Raw genomic sequence first — 26,674 nt, 5'->3', positions numbered from 1 at the left:
ATCGGCCGCGCTCAGGACACGATGTGGATCGGCTGGGACCCGGTGGTGGCGAGCACGGTCGGCCCCTGCGACAGCGTGACCGTGAGCATCCCGCCGGAGTCGTTGGGCAGCGCCCGGCCGGGCGCGACCAGATGTCCCTGCCAGGCATGCGCCGCACCGTCGCAGTCGACCATGACCGGCCCGTCCAACCGCACGGCGATCGGCCCGCCGACACCGCCGGGGAACATCTGCTCCAGCGACCCGTCGACCACGGTGACCCCGGCCTGACCACTCCCGCCGCAGGTCGCCGACCCGGCAACGGTCAGCGTGGTGACGTTGTAGGTGAGCTCGGGCTGCACCGATACCGACGCGGGCGCCTGGGCGAACGCCGCCACCGCGCCCAACCCCCAGCAACCGACCACCCCCGCGGCGAACACCGCCGAACGCGCCCCGAACCGAATGTGAATCATGGTGGACCTCCTATCGATGCCCGACCCATACCTTCCGGTCCATTCATCATCCCCCGATATGACCCCGAACACACTCCCGGAAATAGGCTTGAGTCTCCAGTAACTGGAGTAGCGAAGGTTGGGTGCGTGAACAACGACGGAGACAGGCTCTATGCGATCGGAGAACTGGCCAGGATCACCGGCCTGCCTGTGAAGACCATCCGGTTTTATTCAGACGAGGGCCTGACTCCGCCGACCGAGAGAACACCCCGGGGCTACCGGCTCTACGACGTGACGGCCGTCGCGCGGTTGCGATTGATCAACACCCTGCGTGAGCTGGGTATCGATATCCCGACCATTCGACGGGCGCTCGGCCGCGAGCTCACCATTTCCCAACTCGCCCAACGACATGCGGACGCACTGGACACTCAGATCCGGACGCTGCGGTTGCGCCGGGCGGTGTTGCGGGCGGTAGCCGAACGGGGATCCAGTGAAGAGGAGATACGACTCATGCACAAGCTCGCCAAGCTCAACGAGGAAGAGCGGCAGCGCATTATCGATGAATTCTGGGACGCCACCTTCACCGGTGTCGACGCGGATGCCGACATGGTCGCCAAGATGCGTTCGGCGAAGCCGCAACTGCCCGACGATCCCACCCCGGCACAGGTGGACGCCTGGGTGGAAATGGCGGAGTTGGTGGCCGACGAGGACTTCCGGTCGGTCGTGCGCACCATGGCCGTGCGCGGTGCCGAGGCCGAGCAGGCCCCCGGCGAGGCGAATGCGGCCCTGGCCCGGCTGGTGGCCGACAAGGCCGGTGCCGCGCTATCCGAAGGCATTGCCGCCGAGTCGGATCGCGCCGCCGCGGTGCTCGCCGAGATCGTCGCGGCCTGGGCCGAAACCTTCGACACCACCGACACCGCCGAATACCGCGCCGCCCTGACCGACCGCCTGGCGACGTTCGCCAACGCGCGGGTGGCCCGCTACTGGGAACTGATGGGCGTAATCAACAACTGGCCCGCCCGCCCCGACGAGTCCCCCGCATGGGAATGGACGATCGCGGCACTGCGCGCCCATCCGGCGCCCTGATCCCGAGTTGCCAAGCGGCAGACAAACTCCGAACGCTCGAATACGACGGCGATACATCCTTCCAGGAGAAATAGTCCGACCGGTTCCGGTCGGCGGATGCGCCGGGATGGAGGTTCCCGGAGCCGATCGGGCCGGGGTGGCGGGCGTGCCCGTCGCCGCGGCCCGGCGGAGTTTACCGGATGAATTCGGACAATCCGATAGCGGAAGGCCGTGAGGTTTGCAATGGGGTGCGGACAATGATAACCGATACCGGGCCGCTAATCGATGCTCTAATCGCGTCGGCCGCGGAGGTTGGAAATAGGATCGCCGGGAGTGCTAGCCTATTCCAATGGCACAGAAAACGGTCGTGGAAACCTACGACGATGTGAGTGGCGAGCGGATCGATACGACCATCGTCCCGAATCCGACGATCTCCTTCGCGATCGACGGAGTCGAATACGAAATCGAGCTGGGTGCGAAGAACCGGGACAAGTTCTACGCCACCTTCGACCCGTACACCAAGGTCGCCCGGCGCACCGGGGGCCGGCGCAGCAACCGGAAGCCGGCCGGCGCCTCGAACGGTTCCGGCGGACTGAGCAAGGCGGAATTGAGCAAGATTCGTGACTGGGCGCAGGAAAACGGGCGCACCGCCCCCGCGCGCGGTCGGCTGCCGAAAGAGCTTGTCGAGGCGTACCGGCAGAGCAACTCCTGAACACTAACCGTCGAATTTTCTCGTCGGCCACGGTCCGATCGTCGGAAGCCTCCAGGCTCGCAGCGGTGCCCACCGCCGCGAGCCTGGCTCGTTCCGGCGGTAAACGGCAGGGCTCAGGCGTCGACCAGGGTCAGGCGGCGTGAGATATCCGTGGCGGCCGCGCGCACGGTGAATTTCAGCGCCGGCAGCTCGGCCCGCGGGATGCGCACGGCCAGGGCGGCCACGCTCACCGCCGCGCACACCGCTCCCCCGGCATCGCGAATGGGCGCTGCCACACCGAGAATGTGCTCGTCGAGTTCGCCCTGAGCGACGGCGACGCCCTGCTTGCGGATCTGAACCAGCCGGGCGCGCAGCGTATTCGGATCGGTGATGGTCCGCGCGGTGAACCGCTCCAGCGGCCCGGCGCCGAGCAGCGCCGTCACCTCCACGGGATCGGCCCAGGCCAGCAGGACCTGCGCGGCGGCGCCCGCGTTGATCGGCAGCACCTGGCCGCGCTCGTAGGTCAGGCGCACCCCGCGCGACGCCTCGACCAGATCCAGGCACACCACCGACCGGCCGGATCGCCGAGTCAGCAGCACCATTTCGTTCACCTGCTCGGCCAGCCCGCGCATGACCGGCAGCGCCACCTCCGACAGCCCGAGCCCGGCGCGCGCCACCCGGGCGAGTTCGAACACGCGCGGGCCGAGCCGGTACCCGTGCCCGGCCTCCTCGATGAAACCGCGGCCCACCAGGCTCTGCAGATAGCGGTAGCCGGTGGAGCGGGCCACGCCCAGCCGGTCGGCGATTTCGGTGCCGGACCACACCGGCTTTCCCGCGCTGAACAAGCCCAGGATGTCCAGCGCGCGGTCCGCGGTCGAGTTCCGCTCGCGATATCCGCTGCCCGCTCGATGGTCTCCGGTCTGCACGCGCCCGCCTCAGCTATTCCGAGTCCCGCTTTTCAGGACATCCCTGTTGTAAGACAGGACACAATTCTACGGTAGAGGCAGCGTTTCCGGAGATCGAAGAGGTGCGAGATGGCGTCGTCGGGCAGTGTGGACGTCGCGGTGTGCGGGGCGGGACCGGTCGGTTTGACCGCGGCCGCGCTGCTGGCCGCGCGCGGAGTCGACGTCGTGGTGCTGGAACAGCACGAATCCACCAGCGACGAACCCAAGGCGATCAGCATCGATGACGAGTCGCTGCGGGTGTATCAGCGGGCCGGGATCGTCGACCGGATTCTGCCGATCGTGGTGCCGGGCACCGGCACTCGCTACTACGACAGCGCGGGGCTGCCGCTGTTCCAGGCCCGCGGGCCGCATCCGTTCCGGCTCGGCTATCCGATCAAGAATCCGTTCGCCCAGCCCGATCTGGAGCGGGCGCTGGTCGCGGCGCTGGCGGCATCGCCGTTCGTGCGGCTGCGATTCGGGACGCGGGTGACCGGAATCGAGCAGCTCGGCGACCGGGTTCGGTTGCGCGCCAGCGCGAACGGGGTCGACCAGGTCCTCGACGCCGCGTACGTGCTGGGCTGCGACGGCGGCCGCTCGGCCACCCGGCTGCTACAGGGCGTCGAGATGAGCGGCCGCAGCTATCCCGATGTGTGGCTGGTGGTCGACACGGTCGGCGATCCGCACACCGAGCGGTTCGCCATGCACTACGCCGACCCGTACCGCCCGCACGTGGTGATACCCGGGCTCGGCGGGCGCTGCCGCTACGAGTTCCGGCTGTTCGACGGCGAGGGCGCGGCGGGCGAACAGCCGTCGTTCGAGCTGATCCGGAAGCTGGTGTCGCGCTACCGATCCCTGGAGCCCGAGCACGTGGAGCGGGCGGTCAACTACCGCTTCCACGCGGTGATCGCCGACGAATGGATGATCGGCCGCTCGTTCCTGCTCGGCGACGCCGCGCACATGATGCCGCCGTTCGCCGGTCAGGGACTCAACGCCGGGATCCGGGACGCGGCCAATCTGACCTGGAAGATCGCCGATGTGCTGGCCGGGCGGCTGGATTCGTCGGTGCTGGCCAGCTATCAGGCCGAGCGCGCCCCGCACGCGCTGGCGACCATCCGCCTGTCCGAACGGCTCGGCCGGGTGGTCATGACGACCCGGCCCGGCCTGGCCCGCCGCCGCGACGACGCCGTGCGGCGCGCGCTGGGCACCGCCGCGGGCCGGATCTTCCTGGAGCAGATGCGTTTCCGCCCCCCGCACCGCCTGGACGACGGCCTCGTGCTGGCCGACGGGGCGACCGGCGAGGTGGGGGTGCCCATCGGCCAGCCCACGGTCTTCGACACGATCGCCCACCAGCTGCGCCGCCTGGACGACATCCTGGGCAACGGCTGGTCGGTGCTCGCCGTGGACGTCGACGACTCCGACTGGGCCGCGGTGCACCCCGTGTGCACGGCATTCGCGGCCCGGCAGGCGGTGGTGGTCACCGGCGACGTGCTGCCCCGCACCCGGCACCGGGTGCTGCTCGATGTCGACGGTGGGCTGCACCGCGAATTCTCCTCGTACTCGGGGCAATTCGTTTTGCTCCGGCCGGATCGGATCATTGCCGCCGCTTGGAGCCCAAGGGCGTCGGGGGGTGTTGTGGATCGGGTGTTGGGGTGGATCCCGGCCAAAAGCATGCCGGGAACAAGAGAAGAGGGCATGCCGGGAGCAAGCGAAGAGTACATGCCGGGGACAAGAGAAGTGGGCGTGCCGGGGACAAGAGGGGAGGGCATGCCGGGACCGAGAGGGGTGGAAGCGCCGGGTTCGGAAGGCACCGTGGCGGAGGTGGGCTGCTGTGGATAGTTCGCCGGTTGTGGAGACGGTTGCGTTGGCGCGGACGGCGGCGTCGCATATCGGGTTCTCGGTTCCGGATCTGAGCGCGACGGTGCGGTTCTACGAGCGGATTCTCGGGCTGGTCGTGCACGGAGAGTTGGCCGGGGGCGGGGTGCGGCTGGGCTGGGGCACCGGCCATCACGTCGTCGACCTGGTCGAGGGCGAGAAACGGTTGCGGCACTACGGGTTCGAGGTGCGCGACGCCGGCGGCGTGGCGGGTATCGCCGGGCGGCTGTGGTCGGGCGGATATCCGGTCGAGGACCTGGATCCGGCATACATCGACGCGGCATCCGGTGTCGCGCACGGCATCTCGACCGTCGACCCGGACGGCACCGAGGTCCATTTCCACGGCACCGTGCTGCGGCAGGGGGAATCCGCCGCCGACACCGGATACCGGCCCGTCCGATACCAGCACCTCACCCTGGGCACCGACGACGTCGAGGCGATGGTGGCCTTCTACGTCGGCGTGATCGGCTTCCGCCTGTCCGACGAACTCGACGACGGGCGCTTCGCATGGCTGCGCAGCGACCGCGATCACCACAGCCTGGCGGCGGTGCAGGTCGGTCGCGGCGGCGACATCGACCACTACTCCTACGACCTGTCCGAGTGGGCGGACTTCAAGGCGTGGTGCGACCGGCTCACCGACGAGGGCGTCGACATCACCTGGGGCCCCGGCCGCCACGGTCCGGGCAACAACCTGTTCGTCTTCTTCGACGACCCCGCGGGCAATCACATCGAGCTGTCGGCCGAGATGGAGAAGTTCCACGACGACCACGCCGCCTACGTGCCGCGACGATGGAAACCCAACCCGCACACCGTCAATCTGTGGGGCGGCCAGACCCCGGCCTGGCGCTCACAGATGCACGACCAGCCAGGCGAGACCGCCGAGCCAGACGATCGCCGCACCGATCAGGGCAATGCGTAACCCCAGGCGAAACCAGGCTCGTCGACGCACGCGGTGTCCTCATTCCATTCCGACCAATACTTACTATCTCCGTACGTAGATAGTAATGAGGTCGGGCGCCCGCGCCCAAATCGGCTAGCCGCGCCCCGCGAGCTGGGCGACCACGTCCATCGCCTCCCACATCTCGGCGAATCCCGTGGTGAGCGGGGACAATCCGACCCGGATGCCGTCCGGCGGCCGGAAATCGATGACGACGCCCGCATCGATGAGGCGCGGGGCGAGCGCGGCGGCCTCGGGATGGGCGAGGGTGACGTGCCCGCCCCGGCGGGCGGGATCGCGCGGCGAGGCCACCCGAATGCCGTGCGGCGCAAGCCGTTCGTCGGCCAGCGCGACCACCGTCTCGGTGAGGGCGACGGCCTTGGCGCGAATGCGCTCGATACCGGCCTCGGCCACCAGCCTCACGCCCTCGTCCACGCCGATCATGGCGGTGATCGGCGGCGTGCCGGACAGCAGCCGGCGCACCCCCGAGGCGGGCCGGTACTCGTGCCGCATGGCGAACGGATCGTCGCCGCCCATCCACCCCCACACGGGTTGGCGGAAGTCCTCGTGATGCTCGGCGCGCACATAGCCGAAGGCCGGTGCGCCGGGGCCCGCGTTCAGATACTTGTAGGTGCAGCCGACCGCGAAATCGACTCCCCAGGAATCCAATTCGAGCGGCACACAGCCCACGCTGTGGCACAGGTCCCACACCACCAGCGCGCCGTGCCGGTGCGCGAGCGCGGTGAGCGCAGGCAGGTCGGCGATCCACGCCGAGCGATATGCGATGTGCGAGAGCGTGACCACCGCGGTGTTCTCGCTCAGCTGCGCCGCCAACTCCGCGGCCGTCACGCCCGCGTCGGGATCGGAGTCGATCCAGCGCACGGTCAGGCCGAGTTCGGCGGCGACGCCCTGCACGATGTAGCTGTCGGTGGGGAAGTTGTGCCGATCGGTCACGATCTCGGTGCGGCCGGGCCGCAGCGCCAGCGCGCCGCGCAGCAGCTTGTACAGGCACACGCTGGTGGAGTCGGCGATCACCACCTGACCGGGCGCCGCGCCCAGCGTGGCGGCCGCGAGCCGGTCGCCGATCTGTTCGGGCAGCGTCATCCACCGCTCCGACCACGACCGGATCAACCGGCTCCCCCACTCCTCGGTGACCAGCGAATGCAGCCGCCGCACGGTGGCTTTCGGCGGCCGCCCGAGAGAGTTGCCGTCGAGATAGGCGACCAGGCCGGGATCGGTCGGCGGGACGAACCGGTCGCGGAAGCCGCGCAGCGGGTCCTCGTCGTCGAGGCGACGCGCGTCCGCCAGGGAGGTCGTCATCGGCTTCCTTCCGAAAATGTCGTTACAGTCGGGGGCGTGCATTGGGACCAGATGACCGCGACCACGGAAGACCTGCGTAAACGGGCGACGCGGCTGCGGCGCGGGATCGGGCAGCTCGGCGTGCTGGAGTCGATCATCAGCGCCGCGGACGGTCCGTGGCTCGGCGCGATGGACGCCGACGGGCGCGGCACCGCGGAACTGCGGATGCACCTCGCCGGACGCTACCGCCTCACCGCCGTGGTGACCAGCGCCGGGAAGCTCAATCTCGTGCAGATGAATACGCCCACCGAGGACGAGCGGGTGCTGTCGGGCAAACCCGCGCTGCGCCGCGGCTGGGACGACGCCGAGCCCATGCCCAAACAGCCCGAATGGCTGGAATACGTGGTGGCGTGGGTGAAGAATGCCAGCCACGACGTGGACCGCCGCGCGGTCCTGGAATGGCGCCTGGACGGAGCCGACCGCAAGCTCACCACCATGAACGACACCATCGAGAGCCTGCGCGCCAGCCTCACCGAACGCGAACAGCTCCGCGACGAGGTGGCCGCCGAGGTGGCGCAGCTGCGCGCCGACCTCGCCGCCCTCGCCGCCCTCGCCGCGGAGCCTGCCGCGGATATCAGAGCAGTCCCAGATGCTCCAGGTTCGTGACATATCCGACGACCACGGCCGGGCCGACGTGCGGAATGTCTTTGTCGGGCCCGATCTTCGCCTCCTGCACGGCGGCGCGGAAGCGATCGGTCACGGCGATCGCACCGTTGAGCGGCGGCGTCGGATGCTGGTAGTTGTGCAGTAGCGGCAGCAGCGATGCCTTGCGCTGCCGTTCGGGCAGCGCGCGCAGTTTCGTCTCGAACTGCTCCAGCCAGGACCGGTAGTCGGCGATGCGGTCGATCCGGTAGCCCGCCTCGACCAGCCAGTCCACGTACTGGTCCAGCCCGATCCCGTCGTCGTGCGGGTTCATCACGTGATAGGTCGAGAACCCTTCGCCCACACCGAGTTCGGCGACCGCGGCGGCGATGAAGTCCACCGGCAGGCCGTCGTAGTGCGCCCGCTGCCGGTGGCCGTCGGCGTCGAGTTCGTAGAACGACTCCGGCGCGATACCGGTGGCGACCAGGCTGAGCATGAGCCGGGTGAACATGTCCGGCAGGTTCAGCTGCCCGATCGAGACGCCGTCGGCCAGGATCATGTCGCAGCGGAACACCGCCACCGGCAGCCCGACCAGATCGTGCGCCTCGCGCAGCAGCACCTCCCCGGCCCACTTGCTGTTGCCGTACCCGTTGGCGTAGCTGTCGTCGATCCGCCGGACGGCGCTGATCGCCCGCACATCGGCGTCCTCGGTGAACGCCGCCGGTTCGATCTGGTCGCCGACGCCCACGGTGGAGATGTAGTCGTAGGACTTGATACGGCCGGTGAGCGCCAGCCGGATCAGCTCCGCGGTGCCGATCACATTGGGGCCGAACAGTTCGCTGTAGGGCAGCACGTGATTGACCAGCGCCGCGGGATCCACGATCAGGTCGACGGTATCGGCCAGTTCCCGCCAGGTCTGCTCGTCCAGGCCGAGATTCGCGCTGCCCTTGTCACCGGCCAGCACCCGCAGATGCCGTTGCGCCAGCCCCCGGTAGCGCTCCCACAGCGCGGGATCGCCGCTGTCGAACACGCGGTCCAGGCGTTCGCGCGCCGCCGCGTCGTCGGTCGCGCGGACCAGGCAGATCACGGTGCCGTCCTGCTGGGCGACCCGCTCCAGCCACTCCAGCGCGAGATACCGGCCGAGGAAACCCGTTGCGCCGGTGAGCAATACGGTGCGCACCGGACCGGTCGCCCGGGGCAGCGAGGGCGCGGCGGCCAGTACCGCCGGATCGATGAACCGGTCCAGGGTGAGATCGCTCGCGCGCACCTCGGTCGCGGTGGCCCCGTGCACGCTCGCGAAGGTGGGGCGCGCGCCGCGGGTCGCGGACTCGTGCTCGATGTACTCCGCGAGCGCCCGCAGATCGGTGGCCGGGCCGACGATCACACCGACCGGCACCTCCACCTCGAAAATGGAGTTCAGGGTATTGCCGAAGGTCAAGGCGGACAACGAATCTCCGCCCAGATCGGTGAAGCGCGCATCCGCCGCGACATCGGCGACCGCGACCCCCAGCAGCGCCGCCGCCGCCCGGGTGACGGTCTCCAGGGTGGGCCGGTCGGCCGCGCCCTCGTGCAGCGCGCGCAGCTCGGCGGCCTGCCCCTGCGCCAGGTCGTGATACAGCTGCTCGAGGCGTTCGCCGTAGTGCTGCTTGAGCTTCGGCCGCGCCAGCTTGCGAATGCCGGTCAGCAGGCCGTTCTCCACCGTGAAAGGCGTTGTCTCGATCAGGAAGTCGCGCGGCACCTCGTAGGACTGCAAGCCCACCTCTGCCGCGATGGCCCGAAGCCCTTCGGTCACACGGGATTTCACCGCCGCCTCGTCCCCGGCCAGCGCCTTCTCGGTCGGCACCACGACCGCCAGCAGATACGGCCGGGAGCTGTTGCCGTAGACATAGATCTGCTCGATCACCGGGCTCGCGGCGAAGGCCGCCTCCAGCTTCGACACCGTCACGAACTCGCCCTGCGACAGCTTGAGCACGTTGTTACGGCGATCCAGATACCGCAGTTCGTCGGGCGCGACCTCGGCGACGACATCGCCGGTGTGGTAGTAGCCCTGCTCGTCGATCACCTCCGCGGTGACCTCGGGCCGCCGGAAATAGCCGGGGAACAGGGTCTCGGTGAGCAGCAGCAGCTCGCCGCGCGGGTACGGCCGATCGGTGCTGTAGTAGCCGAGGTCGGGGACGTCGGCGAGCTTGTAGTCGCGTACCGGCGGGCGCAGCACCCGGCCGTCGACGAAGATGCCACCGGCCTCCGTGGAACCGTAGAGCTCGATCACGTGGGTGCCCAGCAGCCGATCGGCGAATTCGTACACCTCGGCCGAGATCGGCGCCGACCCGGTCAGGCCCGCGAGCGCGCGGCCGCCCAGCACGTCCCGCCGCAGGACGGTCAGCGCCTCGTCCGGGGTGTACCGGTCCAGCGCCCGCTGATACTCCTGGAACAGCAGCTCCCACACGCGCGGCACGAACTGCAACTGCGTCGGCCGGATCAGCGCCAGATCCTCGAGGAAGGTCGACATATCGCTCGAGCCACCGAAATACGCGATGCCGCCGCGGCCCAGCGTGCCGAACACGGTGGCCCGGCCCATCACGTGGCTCATCGGCATGAAGTTCAGGGTGATCCACGCGCCCGGCGCGCGGTCCTCGTCCTCCAGCCCGAAACCGCCGCGCCACAGCCGGATCGCCAGGCTCTCGGGGTACATGGCGCCCTTCGGCGCGCCGGTGCTACCGGAGGTGTAGATCAGCAACGACAGCGGATCGTCCGTGACCGGGGGTTCGGGGGTGAACCCGCCCGCGCCGCGATCGGCCACGGCCGCAAGCGATTCCAGCACCACGCCACTGCCCGCCAGCCGCTCGGCGGCGGTATCGAACAGCTCGCGCTGCGCATCCACCTCGGGCAGGTAGTCGAAGACCACCAGCCGGGCGGGCGCGAATCCGGTCAGCGCGAGTTCCACCGCGTCGAGCAGGTGATCGATGCTCGCCGCCGCCACCCGCGGCTCGGTCTCGACCACGATCGGGCGCAGCTGCTGCGCCGACGAACTGGCCTGTAGCGGCACCGACACCGCGCCCAGCTGCGTCAGCGCCAGATCGACCACCGTGTAGTCGATGCTGGTGAACCCCAGGATGACGACCCGATCCCCCGGGCTCACCAGCGAATTCCCGTCCGGGTCACGGCGCAGCCCGCCCGCGACCGCGGCGATCCGCTCGCCCAGTTCCCGGTAGGTCACCGTCTCCAGGCGCCTGGTCAGCCGGGCGACACGGCGGCCGGTCCCGGGTTCGGCGACCACCTCCACCGCGCGCGCTCCCAGCGCCGGTCGATCGGCATAGCCGTCGAGGGCCGCGCGCACAACCTCCGGCAACCGCAACTCCGGATCGTTGACGCGGGCCGCGACCGCTCTGTCCGAACGGGCCCCGGCGTACTGCGCGTCGGTCGCCTCCAGCTCGGCAATCCGTTCTACTACACGTTCGTCCACCATCATCACGACCTCTCCAACCACGACGAGCGGAACAGCAGCGATAAACAATTAGTTTCGGACAACAAGTGTCGACCCGAGTCACGGTACGCCTGCGGGCCCCGGTCCATCAAGGCCGTCCCCGCGAGACGTAACCCAGCCCACTCTCACCCCGCGCCGATCGACCCGGGACGCGCCGCCGGGTCGAAACATTCAGTGGGGCAAAACAATTGGCGGACCGAAAAGGATGGCACGGTTAACCGCGACACCGCGTACCCGCGGCATCGCCCTGTGCAATGCTCTCCCGAATGGAAGTATTTCGCCGTTGGCCAGGAAATTTTCCCCGCTACGCCGCCGAGGAATCGTCCAGTTCCCGGGCGAGGTCGGTGGCAAGGTCGGCCGAGGTGGTGAAGTGGATCGGGCGGATGCCCACAGTCGCTGCGGCCGTGAGATTTTCCGGGCGGTCGTCGATGAAGACCACCCGCTCGGCGGGGGCGCCGAGGCCGTCCAGCACCCGGTGGTAGATGTCGGGGTCCGGTTTGGCGAGGCGGAGGTCGCAGCTGAAGTACAGCTGCCGCAGCGGTGTCAGCTCCGGCAGGTCCGCGAGGGCGGCGGCGATAGTGCGCGGGGCGTTGGACAGCAGCGCCATCGGCCGGTCGCGGGCGGCCAGCGCGCGGATGATCTCGGTGGTCCCGGCGTCCAGGTGCAGCCAGCTGCGCACGTCGAGATCGGCGAGCAGCTCGATCCGGTCATGGTCCCAGCGGGTTTCGAGATCGGCGGCGATGGCCCGCCAGTAGTCGGCGGTGGTGTACGAGCCGTCGTCGAAGGGGCGGCGGTGATTCCAGTACGCGGCCCAGAACGCCTCCGGGTCGACCCCGGCCGCCCGCTCCAGCGCGGCGCGGTCGGCGTCGGGTTGGTCGCGGCTGATCACGCCGCCGTAGTCGAACAGCACCCAGGTCTCATCCGTCATACCCGCAATCATGATCGATGACGAGTAACTTTGACGATCATGCGGCCCGACGGCGACTTCTGGAACACCGAATGTGGTGTCGGGTCCCTGGATTTGCAGGTCGCCGCCGCCCGCGCCATGGCCGCCCGGGGCCCCGACCCGCTCGCGGTCGACCCCTTCGCGGAGATCTTCCTGCGCGCCGCGGGCGGCGAGTGGGCCGCGCTGCTCGACCACGCCGCGGCCGACAATCCGTTGACCGACAACGACTTCGGCGTGTTCTTCCAGGAACTACAGGCGGCCCGCATCCACTACTTCGACCACTACCTCCGCGACGCAACGAATTCCGGGCTGCGCCAGGTGGTGATCGTGGCGGCGGGCCTCGACGCGCGCGCCTACCGCCTGTCCTGGCCCGACGACACCGTCGTCTACGAGGTGGACCGCCCCGCGGTGCTGGAGTTCAAGCAGCGGGCCATATCCGGCGCCGGACACAAACCTCGGACCGAGCGCCGCGAGGTGCCGGTCGACCCGGACGGCGCGTGGCCACCCGCGTTGCGCGAGTGCGGTTTCGACCCGCGCGCCGGGACCGCCTGGCTGATCGAGGGCCTGCTACCGTACCTGTCGACCGACTCCCGGGCCCGGCTGTTCGAATCCGTCGACGCGCTCAGCGCCTCCGGCAGCCGGATCGCGGCCGACGAGCGCGGCGTGGCCCCGCCGGAGGTGATCGCCGCGGCCGAGGCCGAATCCGGCGGCGGCGACTGGATCCGGTTGATCTACAGCGAGACTCACACCGAGGCGGCGACCTGGTTCGCCGCCCGCGGCTGGACGAGCGAGCGCATCGCCCTGCTGGACTACCTCGCCCGGCACGGCCGCCTGTCCGCCGAACCCGGCGCCGGGCCGACGGCGCCGCGCTCGCTGGCGGGACTGATCACGGCCGTTCGTCCCTGACCGCGGCGGGCCGAATTCCGTCCAGCACGGTGTCGATGACCTCGCCCACGAAGCGGTCGTCGAGCGCCGCGTGCCCGTGCAGCATGCGGTGGTAGATCGGGCCGTAGAGCAGGTCCAGCACCACCTCGATGCGGATGTCGGGGGACACCTCGCCGCGGCCGATGGCGCGTTGCAGGATGAGCCTGCCCTCCTCGCGGCGGTTCTCCACGAACCGGCTCCGGTACTCCAGCGCGAAGTCCGGGTCGGACAGCACCTCCGCCAGCAGGCCGACGAAGACGCGGCCGTACGGGCGGCGCGCCACCAGGTTCGCCCACGGCAGCAGCAGGCCGCGCAGATCCTCGCGCAGCGCACCGGTATCCGTGGCGGGCGGGACGGCGGCCCACTCCCGGTACAGCGCGTCCATCGCCAGGCTCTCCTTGGTCGGCCACCAGCGATAGATGGTCGCCTTGCTGACCCCGGCGGCCGCGGCCACCGCGTCCATGCCGGTGCCCGCGAGCCCCCGCTCGAGCAGCAGGGTCATGGTGGCGTCCAGGGTGGCCTCGCGGGCCCGTTCGCTGCGGGGGCGGCCGCGCCGCGCCGCCGGGGTGGTCATCCTCGGATCTCCTGGGTTCGGAACGGTCGGGGTATTCAAAAATTGCACTATCAGTTTCGTAATTATAGCCGACCGGAAGTTCTTACACTCTCCTCAGGCGCGCGGTTCGTCGAGCGCGCTAGCCTGGCAGTAACTGAACTCTTAGTTTCGAAAATGGAGGAAGCGCTATGACTGCCGCAGACCGGAGCCCGGCGACCGCGCAGCACGTCCTGCACGCGATCGACGGGGCGCTCGCCCGCAGGCTCGCCGTCGAGGCGATCGGCACGTTCTTTCTGGTCTTCACCGTCGGCACCGCGGTACACAGCGGCAGCGCGCTCGCGCCGCTGGCCATCGGGGCGGCGCTCGCGGTGATGATCTACGCGGGCGGGCACATCTCCGGCGGGCACTACAACCCCGCCGTGACCATGGCCGCGCTGGTCCGCGGCCGGATCGAGGCGAGCGTCGCCACCGGCTACTGGGTGGCCCAATTGGCGGCGGGCGTGGTCGCGGCGCTGATCGTCCGCGCGGTCACCGGCCCGGCCGCGGACCGTTCGCTGAGCCCGTCCGGCCACCTGCTGGCCGGGGCGCTCACGGTGGAGTTGCCGTTCACCTTCGCCCTGGCCTACGTGGTCCTGAACGTGGCCACCAGCGCCGACCACCCCCGAAACTCGTTCTACGGCTTGGCCATCGGCGGCACCGTCGCCGCGGGCGCCATCGCCGTCGGCGGCATCTCCGGCGCGGCATTCAACCCCGCCGTAGTCCTGGGCGGCATGACCATGGGCCTCTTCGGCCCTGTCACGCTCCTGTACGTCATCGCCGAACTGGTCGGCGGAGCCCTCGCGGGCTTGGCCTTCCGCGCATTAAACCCGAGCGATCGGTAGCGCGACCCACGCCACCCTCCCCACCATGTTCCCGACACGCCCCCACCATCTTCCCGGCATGCCCCACCATCTTCCCGGCATGCCCCACCATGTTCCCGGCATGCGCCCCACCATGTTCCCGGCATGCTTTTGGCCGGGAACCCCCAACTAGAGTGGAAGCAGCAACAATCAACGATCCGCGAAAGGGGAACGACCGGTGACGATCCCCCTGCTCGGCGAGGACGGCCTGCCGCTCGAGTACCTCCTCATCGGCCTAGGCTGGGACCCCCTGAATCGTCGCCGCTGGTACGGATCCCTCCGCGTCGCAGTCGATCTCAATCTCGCCGTACTGCTGTTCGCCGACGACCGCCTAACCGACGTCGTCTATCACGAGCAGCTCACCTCCACCGACGGCGCGGTCCGCCTGCTGGGCGACAATGTGACCGGCGAGGGCCCCGGCGCGGACGAGGTCGTCACCGTCGACCTGACCCGCCTGTCCCCCGCCGTCACCACCGTCATCCCGCTCGTAACCTGTTACACCGGACAGACTTTCGAGCAGGTCGACAACGGCTTCTGCCAGTTGGTCGACGCCGCCTCCGAGGCCCGGATCGCCCGCTACGACCTGCCCCGCGGCCCGCACACCGGCCTGGTGGTCGGCGCGCTGGACCGCGCCGACCCGGCCTGGCGGTACCGCGAGATCATGCGACCGCTCGACGCGAGCCATCCCGTGGACGCGATCCCGCACGTCCGGCGGTACCTCGCGCCGGGCGACCCGGGCTAGGCGGGAATCAGCCTGCCCATCGAGTGGATTTCGTCCACATCGCCACCCGTGACGAAGGACCAGGGCGCGGTGAAGAAGCCCTTGTTCCCCCAATCCGGACCCCACGAATTCTGAATGGTGACACCCTTGGCGTCATAGGCCACGATGGTGACCTCGTGACCGCCGAGAATACGCTCGTTCGGCGACGGATCGTAATTGTAATTGCTGCCGTTCAAATTCTCGAAACTCTCCCGGACATCGAATCCGATGGGCACGGGCAGACCGGAGGCGATGGCCTGCTTGATATTCGTCACAATATCGCCCTTGGTGAGGTCCTTGGCGCCGGAGAGTTTGTAGTGCGCGGCATTGGCGCGCTCCTTGGCATCGGGCTGGGTGGTGTAGTCGAAATCGCCCTGCCAGTAGTCGGACTTGGTATCGATGCCCTGCTGCTGTTCCATCGGCAGCGCGACGCCCGCATAGGTGCCGGTATCGTTGCCCTTCGCGATCTGGGAATAGATGAACATCGGGGCCATCGGCCCGCCGGAAATATTCTGCTCGTTCAGCAGCACGCCGTAGCCGCTGTAGCCCGTCGCCCAGGCGACACACGACCCGACCGGCCCCTGATCGCCCGCGGGCAGCGCGTACTGCTGCAACGAATAGGACGCGGGCGGCGCGCCGACGGCGCCGACCTGCACCGGCAGCGTCAGGCCGACGCTGGTGTCGCGGCTGCGGCTGTCCTTGGCGGCCGCGGTGTCGAGCCCCAGCGCGTGGTGCTTCAACTCCGGGGCCGGGGCGCCCGCGGCCACCCCGGCCGTCGCGATGCCGACCCCCATCGCGAATACCACGGCAGCGGACAAACTCGAGTAGCGCAAGGTTCCTCCTGCTGGAATTTCGCATGAGGCATCCACCCCACGCGAATGGGTGAATCTTCGAAAGGGTTCGACTCGGTCGGGCACATGCGCGACTTATCGCTTCAGGATGGAAGCATCATCGAACTGGACGAGGAGTTTTCCACACGATCGCCGACCTGGCAACAAATAATTTCTGCAAGATCGTTAACTCCGGGTTGAGAACGATGTCGGACCTGTAAAACTGCACAATCTGGCAGCTGCCGTTGCGCGGACCCGGACGGTTGGGTATCTTCCGAGCACAATTGTTCCGGAAGGACGGACCGCCGTGGGGTTGAAATGGAAACTTATCGGCCTGCTCACCGCCGTTTCGGCTGTTCTCGCGTGCGGCGGCACCGCGGCCGCCGATCCCGCGGCCACCGATCCGGCCCCGGCCGGGCGATCACACGGCCTGACGGTCACCCTGGATCTGCCCCGGGTCCCCGAGCCCCGCTCGGGCGCGTTCGGCGCGCAGACCCTCCCGTACCTGCAACAGACCCAGACGCACGATCAGTGGTGCTGGGCGGCCGACGGCTCCTCGATCGCCACCTACCTGAGCAGGCCCATCACCCAGAACGACTACTGCAAACTTGTGCACGGTGCCGATTCCGCGGGCGCGTGCCCGAATCAGCAGGCGTCGCTGGAGCAGGTCGCAGCGGCCTTCCACCAGATCGGCTTCGATGCGGCTGTGGGAGCGCCGTTCTCGATGACGAAGGTGGTCGACGAGGTCTCGGCGAACCGCCCCGTGATCGCCGGAATCGCCTGGACGGCGGGCGGCGGCCACGCGCAGGTGATCTACGGATACGACGTGGCCGCCGACACCATCACCTACGGTGACCCCTGGCCGACCTCGCGGCGCAGCGTCACCCAGACCATCGGTTCGTACACGCAGAATCCCGACTGGATATGGTTCGGCGAGGATTACGGCATCGCCCCGCGATGAGACTGCGCGCCGCCCTCTGCGTGGGCGCGGCCGCCCTGATCCTGCCGGGATGCACCCACCCCAAGCCCGCCCCCGCCCCCGCGTGGGTGTCCGCACCGGATCTCCCCGCCATCGACCGCACCCTGGATTCGCCCAGCGTGCGGCGGCTCGCGGAATCGTTTCTCCGCTCCCAGGATCCGGCCCGCGCCGCCGCCGGAAACACCGCGATCCGGCGGTCCGGCACCCCGGTCACGGTCTACGCGACCAACCCGGGTTTCGTCGCCGACCCGGCCGCCCCGCTGGACCGCGCCGGAGTCGCCTCGTATATCGCCGTCCCGGTACGTATTTCGGACCGCCCCGAAACCGACACCGTGCAATTGGTCCCGACGCCGTCCTACCCGCCGCGCGCCGTGGCGACCGGTACGGAGGAAACGACCCAACCGCTCCCCGCGAATTCCCGATTGCTACTGGACTATCCGACACACACCTGGTTCGCCTGGACGCGGTCCGAAATCACGGTGCTCACCCCCGGAACCGTTCCGATGCCGAAGGGCCGGGTATTCGACGCGGCCCAATTCCGCGGCTGGATGGCGTCGCGCTGATCCAGTACCTACCCGCCCACGTTCGCGTCCTCCTGGCCTTGGATCCTCACATCCGTCTCGCCGAGACTGATGTCGGCGTCGTACTTGTCACCGTGTTTTCCCGGCCCCAAGTTGGTCGCGAAGACGGCGAAGTGTGGTTTCCCGTCGCATGTCAGCTTGTTGGTCTCGCCCTTACCGGTTTTGCCGTTCGCCTTGTGCGTCAACGTCACTTCGATCTTCGGGTTTTCTATGCCGCTGCATTCATACGCGGCAGTGACCTCGCCGTTGGCGTGATTGACCTTGAGCACCGCGACATTGGCTTCGCCCGCATCGGGCCTGGCACTGGCGATCGGCATGCACACCAGCGCGGCACCGGTGGACAACGCGAACGCGCCGAGCAGCATCCTCACAGAGCTTCCCCTCTTCGTCGGTATGTGAAGGTATCTCTGTACATTCGTGATCACAGCGCTCCGGGATGGGTGTCGCGCCGCCCGAAACGACAAAGCCCCACCGGACTTCCGGCAGGGCTGTCGACGTACCCGAGCTCAGACGCGGTCGAACTCACCATCTTTCACGCCCGAGGTGAAGGCATCCCACTCGGCAGGAGTGAAGACCAGCGCCGGTCCGGCGGGGTCCTTCGAGTCGCGCATACCAACCAGACCCCCACCCAAGTGCGCCACCTCCACGCACGCATCCTTGCCTGAGCTGCGGCTGGACTTGAACCACTTCGCATCGGTCAGGTCAACATTCACGCTGATGCTCCTCCGCTATCTCCAGGATTTTTTGCCTGGACTCCGCAGTACCCAACGCTACACGGGAGATCTCCCGCAAGGCGTCTCGATAGGGCCGCACCTCCTCCTCTTCACGCTCGAAGTAGAGGTCCCCTACGTACTCTTCGACGTACACGATGGGCGACACCGCAGCCTTGGACTGCGGCAGTGGCGGGAACTCCAGAAGACTGCACGCGCCCACCATGACCCCGAGGCGTTGACGGGCGTCGAATGGCACGATGCGAATCGAAACATTCTGTCTCTCAGACAGTTTCGCAAGGTGGCGGGCTTGCTCAGCCATCACGGCGGCGCCGCCCACCCGGTCCCGAAGCACGGCTTCCCAAAGGAGGGCGTCCAAATGAAACTCTGGATCCTCGAGCTTCGCTTGTCGCCTGACCACGAGTTCGACTCGCTGATCGATCGTCTCGGCCGAGAGCTGCGGAATCTCGGACCATGCGATGGCCCGCCGGTACTCCGGGATCTGGAGCAATCCCGGAAGGATGGTAGTTCTCCATACGGTCAATCTATTCGCGGCATCCTCTAGTGCGAGATAATGATCGAAGTCCGCCGGAAACTCGTCCGCAAAGCCTCGCCACCACCCACCGCCCTGTTTTGCCGCTTTCCGAACATCACGAGACAGCCCGAGCACCATTTTGCGTTCCTTGTTGGTGACCCGGTAGGCATCACAAAGAATATTCAAAAATACATCGTTCGGGCGGGTGGTCTCGCCGTCCTCCAGGCGGCCGATGGTCTGAGGGGACACGCCGATCAGTCTTGCCGCCTCGGCCTGCTTGACCTTTGCGCGTTCACGAAGCTTGTGCAACTGCCGACCGAGCGCTCTACGTGCGAGGGTAGATCCAGTGGCCATTTCGTTAGCCTCACTATTTTTGGTGTACGCCTTTGCGGAATGTTCCGTTGCGGAAGCCCCTGTTTCGGGGCGTTCCGAAATTTAAGTATGGCACCTCTGACGCGGATCTTCCGCGTCAGAGCTTCCGACCGTTCTCGGACCGGAGTAGACCTATGGGGCCAATATCCCACTACCATTGGTATGCGAGACGCATATGAAATATGAAAACGGCGCACGCGGCGCCTGTCCCTGCCCATACAAGGTGGATCTGAACCAGCTGCGCCCGAAAGAAATTCCCCCGTTGCTGTTCAATTACCAGCTTCACCAGGGCCACGAATGCGGCACCGAAAGTATCCTTCGGGAGATATGTCGTCGGCGCGGCTACCTGTCCTGACAGGTCACTCACGGCAGCGAATACACGACCAGGACCTGTTCCGGGGCATCTGCGACGGTGAAGGCGGCGTGGATGAGGGTGAGGAGGCCGTGGGTGGGATGGCGAATTTGTTTGGCGCCGGAGCGATTTGACGCGATGTCGTATCGCGACCACCAGGCGTTCGCTTCGGGGCTGCCCGCGCGGAGTTCGGCGGCGAGGCGGGTGAAGCGCTCGTCGCCCGGGTGTCGCCCGGCATTGGTTCGCAGTCGCGCCAGTACCGATTGCGCTACCTCCGCCCAGTCGACCAGCACGTGGCGGGATTCGGGGTCGAGGAATACCCAGCGTGCGAGATTCGGGTGCTCGGACGAAACGAACAGTCCCGGAAAGTATTCGGTGGCCGCGTCGTTACACACCAGCACGTCGGTGGTGGCGCCGGTGATGTATGCGGGGGCGGGGGCGACCAGGGCGGGGATCGCCGCGACCGGTGCGGCGACCGTCTCGGCGGGGGCCGGTGCGGCGGGTAGGGGCTCGCGGGCCGTGCCGTCCGCCAGTGCGCGCAGGTGGGTGCGCTCAGCTCCGGTGAGCCGCAACGCATTCGCGATCGCCGCCAGTACCTGATCCGACGGATGGACGTCCCGGCCCTGCTCCAGGTACGCGTACCACGTGGTGCTGACTCCCGCGAGCACCGCGAGTTCTTCGCGGCGCAGGCCGGGGGTGCGCCGCCGGGGCGAGCCGGGCAGGCCCATCTCCTCCGGGGTGGTGCGCTCGCGGCGTGCCCGCAGGAAGCTGCCGAGTTCGCGGCGCGCCGCCGCTCGATGCTCGCTCGTCATCGTGTCACTCCCGATTCCACCATCACGCGGCCCTGGATACCACGCCGGGCCGCGCGTGAACTAGTGGTCATGAAGGCATGGCAGATGATGACGCCGGACAGTGGACTGCGCCTCGCGGAGGTGCCCGAGCCCCGGCTGCGCGGCGGCGGGGCCACCCTGGACGTGCTGGCCGTCCAGATTCCCGCCTACACCGATGTGCTGGTGGCGGGCGGACGCGGCGGGTTCCCGACCCCGATCGTGCTGGGCCCCACCGGAATCGGGCGCGTCACCGCGACCGCCGACGACGTGTTCGGCGTGCGGCAGGGCGATATCGTCGTGGCGACCGGCCTGTTCCGGTCGGGCCGGACCAGCGATCCCGAGGAGGCGCTGCTGGGCTGGACGGGGATCGGCGGCGACGGCCGGGCCACCCCGGTCACCGATCGCATGCGCGCGGTGTGGCGCGACGGCATGTTCGCCGAGCGGGCGGTGCTGCCGGAGCGGACGCTGGTCGCGCTGCCGGGCGCGGACGCCTATCCCGTAGAGCGGCTGGCGTTTCTGCCGTGGCTGGGCGTCGCGGCGGAGGCGGTCGAGCGGGCCGGGGTGCGCGCCGGGCAGATCGTCGCCGTGGTCGGTGCGACGGGTCAGCTCGGCGGGGCGGCGGTGCTGGTCGCGCTGGCGCGCGGGGCGGCGGCGGTGGTCGCGTACGGCCGCAATCGAGAATCGCTGGACGCGCTCGCGGGCCTTGATCCGCGCGTGATCCCGGTGCCGCTCACCGGAAATCGCGGTGTGGACGGCCAGGCGATCGCCGCCGCCGGACCGATCGACGCGGTAGTCGACGCCCTCGGCGCGGTCCCGACCCCCGACCCGACCATGGCCGGATACGACGCCCTCCGCCCCGACGGCACCTGGGTCCTGGTGGGCGGCGTCCGCCAGAACCTGCCAATCCCCTACGGCGACTTCATGCACCGCCGCCTCACCCTCCGCGGCTCCTGGATGTGCCGCGACACCACCCTCCTGACCCTATGGTCCATGCTCCGCACCGGCGTCCTGAATCTCTCCCCCTTGAACATCACCACCGTCTCCCTCGACACCCCCACCACCGCCCTCACCACCGCCGCCAACTCCCACAGCCTCACCATCGTCGTCCTCATCCCCTGATCCCGGCCAAAAGCACGCCGGGAACAAGAGAAGGACCACGTCGGAACCGAGAGAGGGGACCACGCGGAGAACAAGCCGGGAGGACCACGATCCCGGCATGTCTCCTCCAGTTCCCGGCGTGCTTTTGGCCGGGAACTCACCGCTCACGAAACCGGTACGCCCCCCGGTTCCCGGCATGCCCCCAGCCGGTTCCCGGCGCGCCCCAGGTTCCCGACCCACCTCCTCCCAGTTCCCGGCACACTTTCCCTGAGGCCCCGGCACACTCCCCCAGTTCCGGCACACTTCTCCCGAGTTCCCGACACACTTCCCCCTAGTCCCGGCACCAAGTTCCGGCACGCTCCCCGAGTTCCCGGCATGCCTCCCCCGGGTTCCCGGCATGCTTCGACCGGGAACCCACCCGCGAAAGTGGAAACGGCACAATCTATTCCGGCGATAATCCGAGAGACATAGGGAGTTCACGATGATGCCGATCAGCCCGAGGTACCGGATGATTCGCCTGGCGGCAGGCCCGGCCGCCGTTCTCGTGGGGGCCACGCTGGCCCTGACGGCGTGTAGTAGCGGAGGTGGTGCGGGCGGGGCCACCACCGCCGGGGGCGCGGGGACGTCGGCCGCGCCGAGTGCTAGCGCGGCGGCGTCCGGGTCGGGCGGCGGCGCTCCGGCCACCTCCCCGGCGACGGAGTCCAGGTGGGCGGAAGAGTGTGCCACCAGCCAGCTTTCGGTCGCGAAGGGCCAGCAGGGCGTGGGCGCGGGACAGTTGTACGTGACGGTGGTCTTCACCAACTCCTCCGGCATCGCCTGCGCCCTGACCGGCTACCCGGGGGTCTCCTACGTCACCGAATCCGGCGACCAGTCCGGCAATCCGGCCACCCGCGCGGAGGGCCCGGTCCAGACCGTGACCCTGCAACCGGGCGACCAGGCCAGCGCGCTGCTGCACGACAGCAATGGAATCGGTGGCTACGACCCGGCCCAGTGCAAGCTCTCGCCCGCCGCGGGCCTGCGCATCTACCCGCCGGATCAGACGGCGTCGCTGTTCCTCCCGTGGCAGACCCAGCACTGCGCGGGCCCGGACATCCATTCCCTCACCATCGGCCCCATCCACCCCGGCACTGCTCCCCGGGGCTGACGGCGGCCGCTCAGTACGCGATGAACAGGATCTCGTCGCGGGAGTAGTCGTGCCCGGGGTGCTTGGCGGCCAGGTGGGCCTGGGTCTTGGCCACCAGATCGTCTTCGTCGGTGCCCGTGATGTACTCGCCGCACGGGCAGTTGAGCTTGGTCTTCATGTCACCTCTCCGATGTCGTCGGTATCGACACAGACCATCATCCACGGATACCGAAACCCTTGCACCTCAACGGCTCTGCGTCGCGGCCCCGGCCAGGCGGAGGATTTCGGAGATGACCAGGTCCGGCTCGGTGAACATGACCAGGTGGCCGGAACGGGCGGCCTCGATGTGGCGGGCGTTGGGGGTGCGGGTGGCGGTGCGGCGGTGGGCGTCGATGAGCGCCGCGCGCTCGAGCCCGCCGCGCCGCGGCATTCGCGTGCCGGAGATGACGCTCATCTCGATCTCGCCGAGGTCGATCCGCCGGTCGCGCAGCCGCCGCAGCTCGGAGGCGAAGCTGTCCTGTTCGGCGAGCAGGGTGCGGGCGGCCCGCACGGTGAAATCCTCGGCGTGGTGATCGGCCACGACATCGGCCGGTTGCGCCGCGCCCAGCCTCCCGCCGAGCCTGCGATACAGCCCGGACCCGGCGAGCACCGGCAGCAGCACGCGGGTCGCGACCCGGTTGCGCCGGGCCGCGCGCGCGAAATACAGCGCGCAGTTCTCGTCGCTCTGATCGACCAGGACCAGCCCCCGGATGCGCTCGGGGTCGGACTCCGCGGTGACCCGCACGATCGGCCCGCCCCAGCTGTGCCCGACCAGCACGTACGGGCCGGGCCCCAACTCCCGCAGCAGGGCATCGAGGTCGCCGGAGAGCCGGGCCAGCGTGCGCGGGCGCGGATCGTCGTCGCTGCGCCCGGTTCCGGCCCGGTCGTAGACGACGGTGCGGACCCGCTCGGCCACCGCCGGTTGCACCAGGCCCCAGATCGATCGCGAGAACCCCATGCCCGACTCGAAGACGACGGTCGGTTCGCCCGTCCCCCGCACCATGTAGTGCAGTCTCCGAGCGTCCTCGGTCCGGGCGAACGCGCTGCGGCCGAATGTGTGCCCCCGCCACCGCTCCTGCTCCAGGATCCCACCGACCACGCGCACCGCCCTTTCGCCCGTCCCCCGCTGGGAACGACCCCGACATCCGCGCGACCGACCCTACCCCCCGCGCGGAGCCCGTGGGGGAGCTACGATTTCGCGGCTACCGCGCGGTGGTCTGCCGCTTCGGCAGCTTCCAGCCCGGCCGCGGGAAGTGGCAGGTGTAGCCGTCCGGGTAGCGCAGCAGGTAGTCCTGATGCTCGGGCTCGGCCTCCCAGAATTCGCTCGCCGGGGTCACCTCGGTGACCACCTTGCCGGGCCACAGCCCCGAGTCCTCGACATCGGCGATGGTCTCCAGCGCGACCCGCTTCTGCTCGTCGTCGAGGTAGAAGATGGCCGATCGGTAGCTGGTACCGATGTCGTTGCCCTGGCGGTCCTTGGTGGTCGGGTCGTGGATCTGGAAGAAGAACTCCAGCAGCGCACGATAATCCGTGCGCGCGGGGTCGTAGACGATCTCCACGGCCTCCGCGTGGCCCGGATGGTTGCGGTAGGTCGGATGATCGTTGCTGCCACCGGTGTAGCCGACCCGGGTCGACACCACCCCGGGCTGCTTGCGAATCAGGTCCTCCATGCCCCAGAAGCACCCACCGGCCAGAATCGCTGTCCGCGTATCGGTCACGGTTCCTCCTTATGTGAACTGCGGTCGGTGCCATTCTCCCGGAAGTTCGCCGATGCGGGCCACCGCGCGGACCTCGCGGTCGACGGCGAACCACAGGGTCAGTGCCTCGGCGGTGCGCTCGGCGTGGATGTGCACGTCCTCGCCGAAGCGGATCGGGCGGTTGTATTCCAGGACGTAACGGTGCGGACCGGCGGTGAGATCCGGCGCGGTGGCCGCGAACTCGTGCACGCCGTCCCAGTAGGCGGTGTTGGTGAGATGCTCGAAATGGTCGATATCGCTGCGGCGCAACGGGAATCGCGCGCCCGCGGCGGACGGCAGCGGCTCGTTCAGCCACTGCCGCCAGCGTAAGCGGTGCTCGTCGGTGGTGGTGGCCAGCAGGTCGAAGAAGCGGTCGGAGAAGCGGGACGGGCTCATGGACTCCTTGTTCATATGGATCCAGAAGCCCTCGGTCTCGATCGGTCCGCCGTTGTCGGCGTCCAGCCGCACCCGCATGGTGCACCAGCGCGAGGACAGGCCCGAACACCAGCGCCGCAGCCGCAGCTCGGCGGGCCAGGCGATGGGGCGGATCACGTCGATCACGGTGCGCCGCACGATCCAGTGCGGATGCTCGCGCAGCGCGCCCACGTGCTCGAGGTGATCGACGCCCACATCCTGCAGATACCGCGCGACGCCGTCCACCCGCAGGCACTGCCGCTCGTCCAGCTCCACGGTGCCCAACCGGCGATCGACATCGAAGATGTGTCCGGCCGCGGGCACCGAGGCCAACGGCCGTAACGCCTGGTTCTCGATCACAAGCTGTTTCGTCATCGACAAGACCTCCGGACGTTCATCCGATACTGGGCAGTCGAGCACGATCCGAATTGTGATCATCGTATCCGTGCGGAGTTATCTCGTCATTCCGGGACGAGCGCGGGTTCGAGGACGGCGGTGTCCTCGGGAACGGTCTCGGGCACCTGCACCCGGTCCACGCAGCTGCGCAACAGGCGCATCATCAGCGGCAGCATGGCGACCATGAACAGCAGCCGCACACTTTGCACACTGGTTATCAGCGGCATATTCGCGTTCATGCCCTCGGCGGCGGCGATCACCGCATTGATGCCGCCGGGCGTGGTGGCCAGGTAGAGGTCGGACAGTTCCAGCGGCACGAACAGCGACAGCAGATACGCCAGCGCGGCGACCACCGCCGACAGGCCGACGATGGCGACGGTCATGCCGGGAATCATGCGAGCCATCTCCAGCACCACGGCCCGGGTGAAGCGGGTGCCGACGTCGAACCCGATCAGCACGAACAGCAGTTCCTTGAACAGATTGGTGGGCGCGTACCCGTGGCTGATGCCCAGCGCGGTGACCGCGGCGGTCAGCAGCATCGGGCCGATCAGCGCGGGGCTCGGGATGCGCAGGGAGCGGCCGAGCCGAATACCGATCAGCGACAGCACGATCGCGGTGCACACCCCCGCGACCTGGTCGCCGCGGCCGACCACCATCCAGTGCGGCAGATCGGGATCGGTGACCTGGTGGGCCGTCGTCGCCGCCACCCTCGCGACGTGACCGCCGTTGTCGAGCAGCGCGCCGATGGCCGGGGCGCTCACCGCCACCAGCATGACCCGCAGGTACTGCATGAACGCCACCTGCCGCACATCGGCGTCCATCTCGTCGGCGCACGACACCACCGCGGCCGACCCGCCCGCCAGCAGGCCCAGCGTCGCCGTCGGCAGCGTCACCTTGCAGGCCCGCGCGAACACCATCGACACCAGCACGCTCACCACCAGCGTCGCGACGGTGATGGCCAGCACCGGCAGCAGCGCCAGCCCGATCGAACTCAGCAGCGACACCTCGAGATAGCTGCCCATCAGCACCCCGAGCAGCGCCTGCACACCGATCGACACCTCGCGCGGCAGCGGGGCGGGCAGCCGCCCCGCCACCGCCAGCCCGCCGCCGACCACGATCGCGAGAATCATCTGGGGCGCGGGAAACCGCACCCGGTCGAGCATTTCGGCGACCACGAGCACCGCACCCAGCAGCGCCACCCAGCCGATCGCCTGCTTTCCCGTCATACCCGCCCG

General features: G+C 68.7%; 28 protein-coding genes. 12 read left to right on the top strand and 16 right to left on the bottom strand.

Annotated elements, in window-relative coordinates; translation table 11 throughout:
• Positions 1-11 precede the first annotated feature (11 nt).
• Positions 12-449, bottom strand: a complete 438-nt coding sequence (locus HPY32_RS44300) for a hypothetical protein (RefSeq protein ID WP_067582527.1) — start codon at positions 447-449, stop codon at positions 12-14.
• Positions 450-575: 126 nt separating this feature from the next.
• On the opposite strand from HPY32_RS44300, the gene HPY32_RS01810 reads away from it, so the two are divergent.
• Positions 576-1,514 (top strand): MerR family transcriptional regulator, encoded by a 939-nt coding sequence (locus HPY32_RS01810; protein WP_067582525.1) that lies wholly within the window; start codon positions 576-578, stop codon positions 1,512-1,514.
• A gap of 328 nt (positions 1,515-1,842) precedes the next feature.
• Positions 1,843-2,205: a histone-like nucleoid-structuring protein Lsr2 gene (locus HPY32_RS01805; protein WP_067582522.1), complete on the top strand. Its 363-nt coding sequence runs from the start codon at positions 1,843-1,845 to the stop codon at positions 2,203-2,205.
• A gap of 113 nt (positions 2,206-2,318) precedes the next feature.
• Here the strand turns inward: HPY32_RS01805 and HPY32_RS01800 are convergent, their stop codons facing one another.
• The gene (locus HPY32_RS01800; RefSeq protein ID WP_067582519.1) at positions 2,319-3,110 is read right to left on the bottom strand and encodes an IclR family transcriptional regulator; all 792 of its coding nucleotides are present in this window, start codon (positions 3,108-3,110) and stop codon (positions 2,319-2,321) included.
• A 108-nt stretch (positions 3,111-3,218) separates the two neighbouring features.
• On the opposite strand from HPY32_RS01800, the gene HPY32_RS01795 reads away from it, so the two are divergent.
• Positions 3,219-4,964 (top strand): FAD-dependent monooxygenase, encoded by a 1,746-nt coding sequence (locus HPY32_RS01795; RefSeq protein WP_067582516.1) that lies wholly within the window; start codon positions 3,219-3,221, stop codon positions 4,962-4,964.
• A complete protein-coding gene (locus HPY32_RS01790) occupies positions 4,957-5,919 on the top strand; it encodes a VOC family protein (RefSeq protein ID WP_067582513.1) in 963 nt (320 codons plus the stop codon). Before HPY32_RS01795 ends, HPY32_RS01790 begins: the two co-directional genes overlap by 8 nt.
• A gap of 114 nt (positions 5,920-6,033) precedes the next feature.
• Here the strand turns inward: HPY32_RS01790 and kynU are convergent, their stop codons facing one another.
• Positions 6,034-7,257: a kynureninase gene (gene kynU, locus HPY32_RS01785; RefSeq protein ID WP_067582511.1), complete on the bottom strand. Its 1,224-nt coding sequence runs from the start codon at positions 7,255-7,257 to the stop codon at positions 6,034-6,036.
• Between the two features lie 36 nt (positions 7,258-7,293).
• On the opposite strand from kynU, the gene HPY32_RS01780 reads away from it, so the two are divergent.
• On the top strand, positions 7,294-7,902 hold the full coding sequence (locus HPY32_RS01780; RefSeq protein ID WP_156674155.1) for a hypothetical protein: 609 nt from the start codon (positions 7,294-7,296) through the stop codon (positions 7,900-7,902).
• Here the strand turns inward: HPY32_RS01780 and car are convergent.
• A complete protein-coding gene (gene car / locus HPY32_RS01775) occupies positions 7,871-11,344 on the bottom strand; it encodes a carboxylic acid reductase (RefSeq protein ID WP_067585591.1) in 3,474 nt (1,157 codons plus the stop codon). The two genes, HPY32_RS01780 and car, sit on opposite strands and share 32 nt — an antisense overlap.
• A 322-nt stretch (positions 11,345-11,666) precedes the next feature.
• On the bottom strand, positions 11,667-12,290 hold the full coding sequence (locus tag HPY32_RS01770) for an HAD family hydrolase (protein WP_171982691.1): 624 nt from the start codon (positions 12,288-12,290) through the stop codon (positions 11,667-11,669).
• 39 nt (positions 12,291-12,329) lie between these two features.
• Here HPY32_RS01770 and HPY32_RS01765 point away from each other — a divergent pair, with 39 nt between their 5' ends.
• Positions 12,330-13,214, top strand: coding sequence for an SAM-dependent methyltransferase (locus tag HPY32_RS01765; RefSeq protein ID WP_067582504.1), 885 nt, complete (start codon positions 12,330-12,332; stop codon positions 13,212-13,214).
• Here the strand turns inward: HPY32_RS01765 and HPY32_RS01760 are convergent.
• On the bottom strand, positions 13,195-13,806 hold the full coding sequence (locus HPY32_RS01760; RefSeq protein ID WP_067582501.1) for a TetR/AcrR family transcriptional regulator: 612 nt from the start codon (positions 13,804-13,806) through the stop codon (positions 13,195-13,197). The genes HPY32_RS01765 and HPY32_RS01760 overlap by 20 nt on opposite strands.
• A 167-nt stretch (positions 13,807-13,973) precedes the next feature.
• Between HPY32_RS01760 and HPY32_RS01755 the strand changes: the two genes are divergently transcribed.
• Together HPY32_RS01755 and HPY32_RS01750 are read left to right on the top strand one after the other, a co-directional pair.
• Positions 13,974-14,666, top strand: a complete 693-nt coding sequence (locus HPY32_RS01755) for an MIP/aquaporin family protein (RefSeq protein WP_082870913.1) — start codon at positions 13,974-13,976, stop codon at positions 14,664-14,666.
• A 196-nt stretch (positions 14,667-14,862) separates the two neighbouring features.
• A complete protein-coding gene (locus HPY32_RS01750; RefSeq protein ID WP_231951465.1) occupies positions 14,863-15,426 on the top strand; it encodes a TerD family protein in 564 nt (187 codons plus the stop codon).
• Here the strand turns inward: HPY32_RS01750 and HPY32_RS01745 are convergent.
• Entirely contained in the window at positions 15,423-16,277 is an 855-nt protein-coding gene (locus tag HPY32_RS01745) for a C1 family peptidase (RefSeq protein ID WP_197696394.1), read from the bottom strand. The genes HPY32_RS01750 and HPY32_RS01745 overlap by 4 nt on opposite strands.
• Before the next feature lie 304 nt (positions 16,278-16,581).
• Between HPY32_RS01745 and HPY32_RS01740 the strand changes: the two genes are divergently transcribed.
• Positions 16,582-17,235 (top strand): papain-like cysteine protease family protein, encoded by a 654-nt coding sequence (locus HPY32_RS01740; protein WP_067582499.1) that lies wholly within the window; start codon positions 16,582-16,584, stop codon positions 17,233-17,235.
• Positions 17,232-17,816, top strand: coding sequence for a hypothetical protein (locus HPY32_RS01735; RefSeq protein ID WP_171982690.1), 585 nt, complete (start codon positions 17,232-17,234; stop codon positions 17,814-17,816). Before HPY32_RS01740 ends, HPY32_RS01735 begins: the two co-directional genes overlap by 4 nt.
• A gap of 8 nt (positions 17,817-17,824) precedes the next feature.
• Here the strand turns inward: HPY32_RS01735 and HPY32_RS01730 are convergent, their stop codons facing one another.
• The 4 genes from HPY32_RS01730 to HPY32_RS01715 all read right to left on the bottom strand — a co-directional run bounded on the left by HPY32_RS01730 (position 17,825) and on the right by HPY32_RS01715 (position 20,615).
• A complete protein-coding gene (locus HPY32_RS01730) occupies positions 17,825-18,205 on the bottom strand; it encodes a hypothetical protein (RefSeq protein ID WP_156674151.1) in 381 nt (126 codons plus the stop codon).
• A 135-nt stretch (positions 18,206-18,340) separates the two neighbouring features.
• Positions 18,341-18,547, bottom strand: a complete 207-nt coding sequence (locus tag HPY32_RS01725) for a DUF397 domain-containing protein (RefSeq protein ID WP_067582486.1) — start codon at positions 18,545-18,547, stop codon at positions 18,341-18,343.
• A complete protein-coding gene (locus HPY32_RS01720; RefSeq protein ID WP_082870911.1) occupies positions 18,537-19,433 on the bottom strand; it encodes a helix-turn-helix domain-containing protein in 897 nt (298 codons plus the stop codon). Before HPY32_RS01720 ends, HPY32_RS01725 begins: the two co-directional genes overlap by 11 nt.
• 381 nt (positions 19,434-19,814) lie before the next feature.
• On the bottom strand, positions 19,815-20,615 hold the full coding sequence (locus tag HPY32_RS01715; RefSeq protein WP_067582480.1) for a helix-turn-helix transcriptional regulator: 801 nt from the start codon (positions 20,613-20,615) through the stop codon (positions 19,815-19,817).
• Between the two features lie 69 nt (positions 20,616-20,684).
• Between HPY32_RS01715 and HPY32_RS01710 the strand changes: the two genes are divergently transcribed.
• Positions 20,685-21,752 carry a zinc-binding dehydrogenase gene (locus HPY32_RS01710; protein WP_067582477.1) on the top strand — a complete coding sequence of 356 codons (1,068 nt, stop codon included), beginning with the start codon at positions 20,685-20,687 and terminating at the stop codon, positions 21,750-21,752.
• Between the two features lie 460 nt (positions 21,753-22,212).
• Complete coding sequence (locus HPY32_RS01705; protein ID WP_082870910.1) at positions 22,213-22,875, top strand: DUF4232 domain-containing protein; 663 nt, start codon at positions 22,213-22,215, stop codon at positions 22,873-22,875.
• Between the two features lie 10 nt (positions 22,876-22,885).
• Here the strand turns inward: HPY32_RS01705 and HPY32_RS01700 are convergent, their stop codons facing one another.
• The 5 genes from HPY32_RS01700 to HPY32_RS01680 form a co-directional block, all read right to left on the bottom strand.
• On the bottom strand, positions 22,886-23,032 hold the full coding sequence (locus HPY32_RS01700; protein WP_067582473.1) for a DUF1059 domain-containing protein: 147 nt from the start codon (positions 23,030-23,032) through the stop codon (positions 22,886-22,888).
• A 66-nt stretch (positions 23,033-23,098) separates the two neighbouring features.
• Positions 23,099-23,896: an alpha/beta fold hydrolase gene (locus HPY32_RS01695; RefSeq protein WP_067585576.1), complete on the bottom strand. Its 798-nt coding sequence runs from the start codon at positions 23,894-23,896 to the stop codon at positions 23,099-23,101.
• Between the two features lie 199 nt (positions 23,897-24,095).
• Entirely contained in the window at positions 24,096-24,563 is a 468-nt protein-coding gene (gene msrA / locus HPY32_RS01690) for a peptide-methionine (S)-S-oxide reductase MsrA (RefSeq protein WP_216675947.1), read from the bottom strand.
• Between the two features lie 57 nt (positions 24,564-24,620).
• Complete coding sequence (locus HPY32_RS01685; protein WP_067582466.1) at positions 24,621-25,418, bottom strand: acyl-[acyl-carrier-protein] thioesterase; 798 nt, start codon at positions 25,416-25,418, stop codon at positions 24,621-24,623.
• Positions 25,419-25,504: 86 nt separating this feature from the next.
• Positions 25,505-26,665, bottom strand: a complete 1,161-nt coding sequence (locus HPY32_RS01680) for an AbrB family transcriptional regulator (RefSeq protein ID WP_067582463.1) — start codon at positions 26,663-26,665, stop codon at positions 25,505-25,507.
• Positions 26,666-26,674: the final 9 nt, after the last annotated feature.

The sequence above is a fragment of the Nocardia terpenica genome, assembly GCF_013186535.1.
Taxonomy (GTDB): Bacteria; Actinomycetota; Actinomycetes; order Mycobacteriales; family Mycobacteriaceae; genus Nocardia; species Nocardia terpenica.
The sequence above is the reverse complement of the archived record's forward strand: the minus strand, read 5'-3'. Positions and strand labels throughout refer to the sequence as shown.